Origin of the sequence: Kluyvera sp. (genome assembly GCF_047971185.1) — a bacterium.
GTDB lineage: Bacteria > Pseudomonadota > Gammaproteobacteria > Enterobacterales > Enterobacteriaceae > Kluyvera.
Genome location: NZ_JBKDZH010000117.1, coordinates 14913 through 27361 on the forward strand (window position 1 = coordinate 14913; position 12449 = coordinate 27361).

A 12449-nucleotide genomic window follows, 5' to 3' on the forward strand; every position below is an offset into this window, starting at 1 on the left:
AAACAATCAAAATTACTGCAATTTCATTCATCGCAAGAGTGATTATTTTTGCTTATGTCCGCCGCGTTATTTGCAATAATCCAGCGTCCGATGAAAAACAGAGGGATCCTATACCCCCACACTCAATGCCAGCATTAAATGCTGCTTTTAGTAATTAAAACGCTATATCCAGATTATAACCGCGCTTTCATATAGTGAGACAGATCACACTCAAGAACGGCCTCCCCGCGGGTCAGCGACCGGGAAAATAGTTATATTTTTCTTATATTTCATGATTTTAATTTGCCTATAGCACATTTCTGTATAAATAAGATTGCCATTTGACCTATGTACCGATTCCCGATAAGTTGGGAATCCGCTGGAAGCTTTCTGGATGAGCAGCCTGCTCATCATATTTATGCAGTAATTGAGATTCCCTCTTAAGCAAGTCCTCAAACTTGTGTGACCTACGCGAAAAGGATAAAAGAGGGCGAATGCGAGGTAGGCAAAGAATGCCTTACCCCGTCGCCATGCTCTTGCTGTGCCTTGCGCGCAATCGATTAAGGGGGCGTCCCGTAGAGCCTGGGGAGGTTCACTGATATGTTGTACGATAAATCCCTTGAGAGGGATAACTGTGGTTTCGGCCTGATCGCCCACATAGAAGGCGAACCTAGCCACAAGGTAGTGCGTACCGCCATACACGCACTGGCCCGCATGCAGCACCGTGGCGCGATTCTCGCCGACGGAAAAACCGGCGACGGTTGTGGCCTGCTGCTGCAAAAACCTGACCGTTTCTTCCGCATCGTTGCCGAAGAGCGCGGCTGGCGCTTAGCCAAAAACTACGCCGTTGGGATGCTGTTCCTGAATAAAGATCCTGAACTGGCCGCTGCGGCTCGCCACATTGTAGAAGAAGAACTGCAGCGTGAAACCCTGTCTATCGTTGGCTGGCGCGACGTGCCGACTAACGAAGGCGTACTCGGTGAAATCGCCCTCTCCTCTCTGCCTCGTATTGAGCAAATTTTCGTTAACGCCCCTGCGGGCTGGCGTCCGCGCGATATGGAGCGCCGCCTGTTTATCGCCCGTCGCCGCATCGAAAAGCGTTTGCAGGAAGATAAAGACTTCTACGTGTGTAGCCTGTCTAATCTGGTGAACATCTATAAAGGTCTGTGTATGCCGGCGGATCTGCCGCGCTTCTACCTGGACCTCGCGGACCTGCGTCTGGAATCGGCCATCTGCCTGTTCCACCAGCGCTTCTCCACCAACACCGTGCCGCGCTGGCCGCTGGCACAGCCGTTCCGCTATCTGGCGCACAACGGCGAAATCAACACCATCACCGGTAACCGCCAGTGGGCCCGCGCGCGTACCTATAAGTTCCAGACGCCGCTGATCCCCGACCTGCACGACGCCGCGCCGTTCGTTAACGAAACCGGCTCCGACTCCAGCTCGATGGACAACATGCTTGAGCTGCTGCTGGCGGGCGGGATGGACATCATCCGCGCCATGCGTTTACTGGTACCACCGGCCTGGCAGAACAACCCGGATATGGATCCGGACCTGCGTTCGTTCTTCGACTTTAACTCCATGCACATGGAGCCGTGGGACGGCCCGGCAGGGATCGTGATGTCCGACGGCCGCTACGCCGCCTGTAACCTCGACCGTAACGGCCTGCGCCCGGCGCGCTACGTCATTACCAAAGATAAGCTCATCACCTGCGCCTCTGAAGTCGGGATCTGGGACTACCAGCCGGACGAAGTGGTGGAAAAAGGCCGCGTTGGTCCGGGCGAGCTGATGGTTATCGACACCCGCAGCGGCCGCATTCTGCACTCCGCGGAAACCGACAACGATCTGAAAAGCCGCCACCCGTACAAAGAGTGGATGGAGAAAAACGTTCGCCGTCTGGTGCCGTTTGAAGATCTGGCTGACGACCAGGTGGGCAGCCGTGAACTGGATGACGATACGCTTGCCAGCTACCAGAAACAGTTTAACTACAGCGCCGAAGAGCTGGATTCCGTCATTCGCGTGCTCGGCGAAAACGGCCAGGAAGCGGTCGGTTCGATGGGTGACGATACCCCGTTCGCCGTGCTCTCCAGCCAGCCGCGCATTATCTATGACTACTTCCGCCAGCAGTTCGCGCAGGTGACCAACCCGCCGATCGACCCGCTGCGCGAAGCGCACGTGATGTCGCTGGCGACCAGTATCGGTCGCGAAATGAACGTCTTCTGCGAAGCGGAAGGCCAGGCGCACCGTCTGAGCTTCAAATCGCCGATTCTGCTGTATTCCGATTTCAATCAGCTCACCACCATGAAAGAGGAGCACTACCGCGCCGATACGCTGGATATCACCTTCGATGTGACGGAAACCAACCTCGAAGAGACGGTAAAAGCGCTGTGCGATAAAGCCGAAGAGATGGTGCGTGACGGCACGGTACTGCTGGTGCTGTCCGACCGTAACATCGCCAAAAATCGTATGCCGGTACCGGCACCGATGGCGGTGGGCGCAATCCAGGCGCGTCTGGTGGATAAGAACCTGCGCTGCGATGCCAACATCATCGTGGAAACCGCCAGCGCCCGCGACCCGCATCACTTCGCGGTGCTGCTCGGCTTCGGCGCAACGGCTATCTATCCGTACCTGGCCTATGAAACCCTGGGCCGCCTTGTCGATACTCATGCGATCGAGAAAGACTACCGTACGGTGATGCTGAACTACCGTAACGGCATCAACAAAGGTCTGTACAAGATCATGTCCAAAATGGGCATCTCGACCATTGCCTCCTACCGCTGTTCCAAACTGTTTGAAGCGGTCGGTCTGCACGATGACGTGGTGGAGAACTGCTTCCAGGGCGTGGTCAGCCGCATCGGCGGCGCGTCGTTCGACGACTTCCAGCAGGATCTGCTGAACCTGTCGAAGCGTGCCTGGCTGGCGCGTAAACCGCTGGATCAGGGCGGCCTGCTCAAATACGTTCACGGCGGCGAATATCACGCCTACAACCCGGACGTGGTGCGTACCCTCCAACAGGCGGTACAGAGCGGCGAGTACAGCGATTACAAAGAGTATGCCGAGCTGGTCAACAACCGTCCGGCGGCAACGCTGCGCGATCTGCTGGCGATTACCCCGAACGGCGAAGCCATTAATCTGGCCGACGTTGAACCGGCAAGCGATCTGTTCAAGCGTTTCGATACCGCTGCCATGTCTATCGGCGCATTAAGCCCGGAAGCGCACGAAGCGCTGGCCGAAGCGATGAACAGCATCGGCGGTAACTCCAACTCCGGCGAAGGCGGTGAAGACCCGGCGCGCTACGGCACCAACAAAGTGTCGCGCATCAAGCAGGTGGCTTCCGGCCGCTTCGGCGTGACGCCAGCGTATCTGGTCAACGCCGACGTGATTCAGATTAAAGTCGCTCAGGGCGCGAAGCCGGGCGAAGGCGGCCAGCTACCGGGTGATAAAGTGACCCCGTACATCGCCAAACTGCGCTATTCGGTACCGGGCGTGACGCTGATCTCCCCGCCGCCGCACCACGATATCTACTCTATCGAGGATTTAGCGCAGCTGATTTTCGACCTCAAACAGGTCAACCCGACAGCGATGATCTCCGTGAAGCTGGTTTCCGAACCGGGCGTCGGCACCATCGCCACCGGCGTGGCGAAAGCCTATGCGGATCTGATCACCATCGCCGGCTACGACGGCGGTACCGGCGCGAGCCCGCTTTCCTCGGTGAAATACGCGGGCTGCCCGTGGGAGCTGGGGCTGGTGGAAACCCAGCAGGCGCTGGTTGCCAACGGCCTGCGTCACAAGATCCGTCTGCAGGTGGACGGCGGCCTGAAAACCGGCGTCGATATCATTAAAGCGGCGATTCTCGGCGCAGAAAGCTTCGGCTTCGGTACCGGGCCAATGGTCGCGCTGGGCTGTAAATATCTGCGTATTTGCCACCTGAACAACTGCGCAACCGGCGTAGCCACTCAGGATGAAAAACTGCGTAAGAACCACTATCACGGCCTGCCGTTCAAAGTAACCAACTACTTTGAATTTATCGCCCGTGAAGTGCGCGAGCTGATGGCCGAGCTGGGCGTGACCCGCCTGGTCGATCTGATTGGCCGCACCGACCTGCTCAAAGAGCTGGATGGCTTCACCGCCAAGCAGCAGAAGCTGGCGCTGTCTCGCCTGCTGGAAACCGCCGAGCCGCATCCGGGCAAAGCGCTGTACTGCACCGAGCACAACCCGCCGTTTGATAACGGCGTGCTGAACGCCCAGCTGCTGCAGCAGGCCAAACCGTTTGTTGATGAGCGCCAGAGCAAAACCTTCTGGTTCGATATCCGCAACACCGACCGTTCCGTGGGCGCGTCGCTGTCTGGCTACATTGCCCAGACGCACGGCGACCAGGGGCTGGCGGCGGATCCGATCAAAGCGCACTTCAACGGTACCGCGGGTCAGAGCTTCGGCGTGTGGAACGCTGGCGGCGTTGAGCTGTACCTGACCGGCGATGCCAACGACTATGTCGGTAAGGGCATGGCGGGCGGTCTGCTGGCAATTCGTCCTCCGGTCGGTTCATCCTTCCGCAGCCACGAAGCAAGCATCATCGGTAACACCTGCCTGTACGGCGCAACCGGCGGTCGTCTGTACGCCGCGGGCCGCGCGGGCGAACGTTTCGGCGTGCGTAACTCCGGGGCGATTACCGTGGTGGAAGGCATCGGCGACAACGGCTGTGAATATATGACCGGCGGTATCGTCTGCGTGCTGGGCAAAACGGGCGTGAACTTCGGTGCGGGCATGACAGGCGGCTTCGCCTACGTACTGGATGAAGACGGTGATTTCCGTAAACGCGTGAACCCGGAACTGGTAGAAGTGCTGGACGTCGACTCGCTGGCGATTCACGAAGAACATCTGCGTGGATTGATCACCGAACACGTACAGCTGACCGGCTCCTCCCGCGGTGAAGAGATTCTGGCGCACTGGCCGTCTTATTCCGCGAAGTTTGCTCTGGTTAAGCCGAAGTCCAGCGATGTGAAAGCGCTGTTGGGTCACCGTAGTCGTAGCGCAGCTGAGCTGCGCGTGCAGGCGCAGTAAGAGGTCATCATGAGTCAGAACGTTTATCAATTTATCGACCTGCAGCGCGTTGATCCGCCGAAGAAACCGCTGAAGATCCGCAAGATCGAATTTATCGAGATCTACGAGCCGTTTTCCGAAGGCCAGGCCAAAGCGCAGGCAGACCGCTGCCTGTCCTGCGGCAACCCGTACTGCGAGTGGAAATGCCCGGTGCATAACTACATCCCGAACTGGCTGAAGCTGGCCAACGAGGGGCGTATTTTTGAGGCAGCCGAGCTGTCGCACCAGACTAACACCCTACCGGAAGTCTGCGGGCGCGTCTGCCCGCAGGACCGTCTGTGCGAAGGTTCCTGCACCCTGAATGACGAGTTCGGCGCGGTGACCATCGGCAACATCGAACGCTATATCAACGATAAAGCCTTCGAAATGGGCTGGCGCCCGGATCTCACCGGCGTGAAGCAAACCGGCAAGAAAGTCGCCATCATCGGCGCGGGCCCGGCGGGCCTGGCGTGCGCCGACGTGCTGACCCGCAACGGCGTGAAGGCGGTGGTGTTCGACCGCCACCCGGAAATCGGCGGTCTGCTGACCTTCGGTATCCCGGCCTTCAAGCTGGAGAAAGAAGTCATGACCCGCCGCCGTGAGATCGTCACCGGCATGGGCATTGAGTTCAAACTCAACGTTGAAGTGGGCCGCGACGTGCAGCTCGACGACCTGCTGAAGGATTACGACGCCGTGTTCCTCGGCGTCGGCACCTATCAGTCGATGCGCGGCGGCCTGGAGAACGAAGACGCTTCCGGCGTATTCGACGCCCTGCCGTTCCTGATTGCCAACACCAAGCAGATTATGGGCTTCGGCGAAACCGCTGAAGAACCGTACGTCAGCATGGAAGGCAAACGCGTGGTGGTGCTGGGCGGCGGCGACACCGCGATGGACTGCGTGCGTACCTCCATTCGTCAGGGCGCCACGCACGTCACCTGTGCTAACCGTCGTGACGAAGAGAACATGCCGGGATCCAAGCGCGAAGTCAAAAACGCGCGCGAAGAAGGCGTGGAATTCCAGTTCAACGTCCAGCCGTTAGGCGTGGAAGTGAATGCCAACGGCAAAGTGTGCGGCGTAAAAATGGCGCGCACCGAGATGGGCCAGCCGGATGCAAAAGGCCGCCGTCGCGCGGAAATCGTCGCCGGTTCCGAGCACGTGCTCCCTGCCGATGCGGTGGTAATGGCGTTTGGTTTCCGCCCGCACAGCATGGAATGGCTGGCGAAGCACAGCGTCGAGCTGGATTCGCAGGGCCGCGTGATTGCGCCGGAAGGCAGCGATAACGCCTTCCAGACCAGCAACCCGAAAATTTTTGCCGGTGGCGACATCGTGCGTGGTTCCGATCTGGTGGTCACCGCGATCGCCGAAGGCCGTAAAGCGGCTGACGGGATCATGAACTACCTGGAAGTGTAATACCTGCTGGCTCCCCTACCACGGCTTCATGCTGATGGATGGGGAGTCAATATTTTTCTGCTAAATACATACGAATTCATTCTTCGAAAGCCGCTCGCAAATACGGCTACAACGCAATGTAATACACCTCTCCTGGATTGACCGGGCTATGCCTGGAGCGTATTGGTAGCGATATCTTTTTATTTCGCAACTCTCGCGCCAGGGATGACATGACTACGCCTACACCAGCACAACACGCTGACGATTATCAGCAAATCCATGACGGTATTATTCGATTAGTAGATACAGCCCACACTGAGACTGTCCGTAGCATTAACGCTTTAATGACGGCAACCTACTGGGAAATCGGCAGGAGAATTGTCGAGTTTGAACAGGGCGGCGAAGCACGGGCGGCTTATGGTATTCAGCTTATTGAGCGGTTATCCGCAGATTTAAGCCTGCGCTATAAGCGTGGATTCTCCACCGCAAATCTACGCCAAATGCGCATGTTTTATCTTTATTTTCAAGATATTGAAATTCAGCAGACAGTGTCTGGTGAATCTTCAAATCTCATTTACCTCGCCAGAGTTTTTCCACTTCCCTGGTCAGCTTACGTGCGTTTACTCTCGGTAAAAAATCCCGATGCCCGCACTTTCTACGAGAAAGAGACACTACGTAACGGCTGGTCCGTACGGCAGCTCGATCGGCAAATCGCCACTCAGTTTTACGAACGAACGCTGTTGTCACACGACAAATCCGCCATGTTGCAGCAGCCAGCACCCGCCGAACCCAACGTTTTGCCAGAGCAAGCCATACGCGACCCGTTCATTCTGGAGTTTCTTAACCTGAAGGACGCGTATTCAGAGTCGGATCTCGAAGATGCCCTGCTCAGCCACCTGATGGACTTTATGCTGGAGCTCGGTGACGATTTTGCTTTTGTTGGCCGCCAACGCCGATTACGCATAGACGATAGCGGGTTCCGCGTCGATCTGCTGTTCTTCCATCGCCGTTTGCGCTGCCTGTTGCTCGTTGACCTGAAGGTAGGCAAATTCGGTTATGCCGATGCCGGGCAGATGAATATGTACCTGAACTATGCCAAAGAGCACTGGACAATGCCGGGAGAAAACCCGCCCGTCGGGCTGATTTTGTGCGCGGGAAAAGGCGCGGGAGAGGCGCATTACGCGCTGGCTGGCCTGCCGAATACCATCATGGCGAGCGAGTACAAAGTGCAATTGCCTGACGAACAACTACTTGCAGACGAACTCATTCGTTCACAAGCCATGTTGGCACCTCACCCCACAGGAGTGGATTGACTGTAAACCGAGAGAAAGCGGCGAAATCATCACTCTCATGAATAATAACCGACAAAAAATCACACGGAAACGTTTGCTTTATTCTGAGAACTGTATATTATGCGGCGGATTTTTTGGGCAAAATTCATGGAGGCATTGTGTCGCAGGACAACAATTATAGCCAGGGGCCCGTCCCTCTGGCGGCGCGGAAAGGCGTAGTTCCACTCACGTTTGTGATGTTGGGGTTAACGTTTTTCTCCGCCAGTATGTGGACCGGAGGAACACTCGGTACCGGTCTTTCCTATCATGATTTCTTCCTTGCAGTTTTCTTCGGTAACCTCCTCCTCGGTATCTACACCGCTTTTCTTGGTTTCATCGGCGCAAAAACCGGGCTCTCTACCCACCTTCTTGCTCGTTACTCCTTTGGCGTAAAAGGCTCATGGCTTCCCTCCATGCTACTCGGCGGCACGCAGGTCGGCTGGTTTGGCGTCGGCGTCGCCATGTTTGCCATCCCGGTGGGTAAAGCAACAGGCATTGACGTCAATATCCTGATTGCGGTTTCCGGGCTGTTGATGACCCTGACCATCTTCTTTGGTATCTCGGCACTGACTATTCTGTCGATTATCGCCGTGCCTGCGATTGTCATTCTGGGCAGCTACTCGGTCTGGCTGGCGGTGAGCGAGGTTGGCGGTTTAGATCACTTAAAAACAATTGTGCCGCAGACGCCGCTCAATTTCTCCACCGCACTCGCGCTGGTTGTCGGCTCGTTTGTCAGCGCCGGTACCTTAACCGCCGACTTTGTTCGCTTTGGCCGCAACGCTAAAGGGGCAGTGCTGATTGCGATGGTGGCGTTTTTCCTTGGCAACTCCTTAATGTTCATCTTCGGGGCTGCGGGCGCTGCCGCTGTCGGACAAGCGGATATTTCTGACGTGATGATAGCCCAGGGCCTGCTGCTACCGGCGATTGTGGTACTCGGTCTGAATATCTGGACCACCAATGACAATGCGCTGTACGCATCTGGTCTGGGCTTTGCCAACATTACCGGTCTTTCCAGCCGCACGCTGTCGGTGGCGAACGGCATTATTGGGACGCTGTGCGCACTGTGGCTTTACAATAACTTTGTCGGCTGGCTGACCTTCCTGTCGGCGGCGATTCCCCCCATTGGGGGCGTGATCATCGCCGACTATCTGTTGAACCACCGCAAATATGCCGACTTCAACAAAGCGCAATTTATTACCGTGAACTGGGTGGCCATTCTGTCCGTTGCACTGGGTATCGCTGCGGGTCACTATATTCCCGGAATTGTCCCGGTCAACGCTGTCCTCGGCGGCGTATTCAGCTATATCCTGCTGAATCCACTCTTTAATCGTAGCCTTGCTAAATCCTCGGAGGTTAGCCATGCAGAATAATAATATTACCCTTCGCCAGGCCCGTTTACAGGGGCGCGAAGGATTGTGGCAAATCACCATTGAAAACGGGCGCTTTAGCCGTATTGAGCCTCAGGCAACGACGTCAGCTCCACAGGGCAATGTGCTGGATGTTGAAGGCGGTCTGGCGATACCACCGTTTGTTGAACCGCACATCCATCTGGACACCACGCAAACCGCGGGCGAACCGAGCTGGAACCAATCCGGCACGCTGTTTGAGGGCATTGAGCGCTGGGCAGAACGTAAAGCGATGCTCACACATGAAGATGTAAAAGCGCGCGCGATGCAGACCCTGAAATGGCAGATGGCCAACGGCATCCAGTACGTTCGTACTCACGTTGACGTTTCAGATCCTACACTCACGGCGCTGAAAGCCATGCTGGAAGTGAAGCAGGAGGTTGCACCGTGGGTAGAGCTGCAAATCGTCGCCTTCCCGCAAGAAGGCATTCTCTCCTACCCTAACGGCGAAGCCCTGTTAGAGGAGGCCGTGCGTTTGGGGGCTGACGTTATTGGCGCAATCCCGCACTTTGAATTCACGCGGGAATATGGCGTGGAATCGCTGCACAAAACTTTCGCCCTGGCGCAGAAATACGATCGCTTGATCGATGTGCACTGCGACGAAATTGATGATGAGCAGTCTCGCTTTGTCGAAACGGTCGCGGCGCTGGCGCATCGCGATGGCATGGGTGCGCGCGTCACCGCCAGCCACACCACTGCGATGCACTCGTATAACGGCGCTTATGCGTCACGCCTGTTCCGACTGCTGAAAATGTCGGGGATTAACTTCGTCGCTAACCCGCTGGTCAATATTCATTTGCAGGGGCGTTTCGACACCTATCCTAAGCGTCGTGGCGTCACGCGCGTCAAAGAGATGCTGGAGGCGGATATCAACGTCTGCTTCGGTCATGACGACGTCTTCGATCCGTGGTATCCACTGGGTACCGCGAATATGCTGCAGGTGCTGCATATGGGGTTACATGTCTGCCAGTTGATGGGATACGGGCAAATCAACGACGGGCTGAATCTGATTACCACCCACAGCGCGAAAACGCTGCATCTGCAGGATTACGGCCTGCAAGTCGGCAATAGCGCCAACCTGGTCATTCTGCCGGCGGAAAACGGTTTTGACGCCGTGCGTCGTCAGACGCCAGCCCGCTACTCTATCCGCCATGGTCGGGTGATTGCCGAAACGGTGCCAAGCCAGACCACGCTTCATCTGAGTGAGCCGGAAAGGGTCACCTTCAAACGCTAGCCATAACAAAACAGGCCCGAATGGGCCTGTTTTTACTTCACCACGCGTAGCGCCGGGCGGCCCCCGCGCGGCGGCGGCGTATCGTCCGGGTCATCGCCGTCGTCGATATCCGGCTTGTTGCCGTCAATCACCGACATCACGGTCTCGCTTGCGCCGCTATCCACGTCTTCATCGTCGTTGAAGCCTTCCGCATTTTCATCGTACGCGGCTTCTGGCTCGAACATGGTTCCAGCACCGTTCTCACGGGCGTAGATCGCCAGCACGGCGGCCAGCGGCACGTTAACCTGACGCGGCACGCCGCCAAAGCGCGCATTGAAGCGCACTTCGTCGTTGGCCAGCTCAAGGTTGCCCACCGCGCGCGGCGCAATGTTCAACACGATCTGGCCGTCACGCGCGTACTCCATCGGCACGTTCACGCCTGGCAGCATGACATCGACCACCAGGTGCGGCGTTAACTGGTTGTCCAGCAGCCACTCATAGAACGCACGCAGCAGATACGGGCGGCGCGGAGAAAGCTGTGAAACTTCCATTCAATTAACCCCGGCCAAGGCGCATTTCGCGCTCGGCTTCCGTTAAGGAGGCGAGGAAAGAGTCGCGTTCAAAGACGCGCGTCATGTAGCCTTTCAGCTCTTTCGCGCCAGCGCCGCTCAGCTCAATGCCCATTACCGGCAGACGCCACAGCAGCGGCGCAAGGTAGCAGTCAACGATGCTGAACTCATCGCTCAGGAAGAACGGCTTCTGGGTGAAGACCGGCGCAATCGCCAGCAGCTCTTCACGCAGCTGTTTACGCGCAGCGTCAGCCTGCGCGGCGGAACCGGTCATCACGGTGTTCATCAGTGAGTACCAGTCTTTCTCGATACGGTGCATGTACAGGCGGCTTTCACCGCGCGCCACCGGGTAAACCGGCATCAGCGGCGGGTGCGGGAAACGCTCATCAAGGTATTCCATAATGATGCGTGATTCCCACAAGGTCAGCTCACGATCTACGAGTGTCGGAACGCTTTGATTCGGGTTGAGGTCAATCAGATCCTGCGGTGGATTGTCCTTTTCCACGTGCTCTATCTCAAAGCTGACACCCTTTTCGGCCAGCACGATGCGGACCTGATGGCTATAGATGTCAGTAGGACCAGAAAACAGCGTCATTACCGAACGTTTGTTGGCAGCGACAGCCATGAAAACCTCCAGGTATATTCAGAATTTTTACTGCTACCAGCCACAACGGCGGCTAGCCAGATGACAAGCCTCAGCTACACGCTAAACGACATTCTCGTTCACAAACCAAACAAAAAATGAACAATCGCGCGCATTTGGGCAGAAAATTGGAAGATAGTCTACCAGATTTTGAACGACTTGTGGTGAGGCGATTCCGGAAAAGCGGAAAAAGAGCGCGTCAGCCCCCGTACGGCGGGCATAAAAAAACCCGCCGAAGCGGGTTTTTTCGCAAATTGTCGTCTGCCGAAGCAGAAAGCAATTAACGTTTGGAGAACTGAGGACGACGACGTGCTTTACGCAGGCCGACTTTCTTACGTTCAACCTGACGAGCATCACGGGTAACGAAGCCAGCTTTACGCAGTTCGCCACGCAGGGACTCGTCGTACTCCATCAGAGCGCGGGTGATACCGTGACGGATCGCACCAGCCTGACCAGAGATACCACCACCTTTAACGGTGATGTACAGATCCAGTTTCTCAACCATGTCGACCAGTTCCAGCGGCTGACGAACTACCATGCGGGCAGTTTCACGACCGAAGTACTGTTCCAGAGAACGTTGGTTGATAACGATTTTGCAGTTGCCCGGTTTGATGAAAACGCGAGCTGCGGAACTTTTGCGGCGACCAGTGCCGTAGTATTGATTTTCAGCCATTGCCTATAATCCCGATTAGATGTCAAGAACTTGCGGTTGCTGTGCCGCGTGGTTGTGCTCGTTGCCAGCGTAAACTTTCAGTTTACGGAACATAGCACGACCCAGCGGGCCTTTTGGCAGCATGCCTTTAACCGCGATTTCAAGCACACGCTCAGGACGGCGAGCAA

General features: G+C 56.5%; 9 protein-coding genes. 5 read left to right on the forward strand and 4 right to left on the reverse strand.

The window, feature by feature from the left end; translation table 11 throughout:
- Positions 1-579: 579 nt before the first annotated feature.
- The 5 genes from gltB (at position 580) to ACK5JN_RS22990 (ending at position 10418) form a co-directional block, all read left to right on the forward strand.
- The gene (gene gltB, locus ACK5JN_RS22970; RefSeq protein WP_416872261.1) at positions 580-5040 is read left to right on the forward strand and encodes a glutamate synthase large subunit; all 4461 of its coding nucleotides are present in this window, start codon (positions 580-582) and stop codon (positions 5038-5040) included.
- A gap of 9 nt (positions 5041-5049) precedes the next feature.
- Positions 5050-6468, forward strand: a complete 1419-nt coding sequence (locus ACK5JN_RS22975; RefSeq protein ID WP_416872262.1) for a glutamate synthase small subunit — start codon at positions 5050-5052, stop codon at positions 6466-6468.
- Between the two features lie 209 nt (positions 6469-6677).
- Positions 6678-7760 carry a PDDEXK nuclease domain-containing protein gene (locus ACK5JN_RS22980; RefSeq protein WP_416872263.1) on the forward strand — a complete coding sequence of 361 codons (1083 nt, stop codon included), beginning with the start codon at positions 6678-6680 and terminating at the stop codon, positions 7758-7760.
- A 137-nt stretch (positions 7761-7897) separates the two neighbouring features.
- On the forward strand, positions 7898-9148 hold the full coding sequence (codB, locus tag ACK5JN_RS22985; protein WP_416872264.1) for a cytosine permease: 1251 nt from the start codon (positions 7898-7900) through the stop codon (positions 9146-9148).
- On the forward strand, positions 9138-10418 hold the full coding sequence (locus tag ACK5JN_RS22990) for a cytosine deaminase (protein WP_416872265.1): 1281 nt from the start codon (positions 9138-9140) through the stop codon (positions 10416-10418). Before codB ends, ACK5JN_RS22990 begins: the two co-directional genes overlap by 11 nt.
- A 32-nt stretch (positions 10419-10450) precedes the next feature.
- Here ACK5JN_RS22990 and sspB read toward each other — a convergent pair whose 3' ends face one another.
- The 4 genes from sspB to ACK5JN_RS23010 form a co-directional block, all read right to left on the reverse strand.
- A complete protein-coding gene (sspB, locus tag ACK5JN_RS22995) occupies positions 10451-10948 on the reverse strand; it encodes a ClpXP protease specificity-enhancing factor (protein ID WP_416872266.1) in 498 nt (165 codons plus the stop codon).
- 4 nt (positions 10949-10952) lie between these two features.
- Positions 10953-11591 carry a stringent starvation protein SspA gene (gene sspA / locus ACK5JN_RS23000; protein ID WP_064541808.1) on the reverse strand — a complete coding sequence of 213 codons (639 nt, stop codon included), beginning with the start codon at positions 11589-11591 and terminating at the stop codon, positions 10953-10955.
- A 298-nt stretch (positions 11592-11889) separates the two neighbouring features.
- The gene (rpsI, locus tag ACK5JN_RS23005) at positions 11890-12282 is read right to left on the reverse strand and encodes a 30S ribosomal protein S9 (protein ID WP_416872267.1); all 393 of its coding nucleotides are present in this window, start codon (positions 12280-12282) and stop codon (positions 11890-11892) included.
- A gap of 15 nt (positions 12283-12297) precedes the next feature.
- A partial coding sequence (locus ACK5JN_RS23010; RefSeq protein ID WP_416872268.1) for an uL13 family ribosomal protein occupies positions 12298-12449 on the reverse strand: 152 nt, incomplete at its 5' end.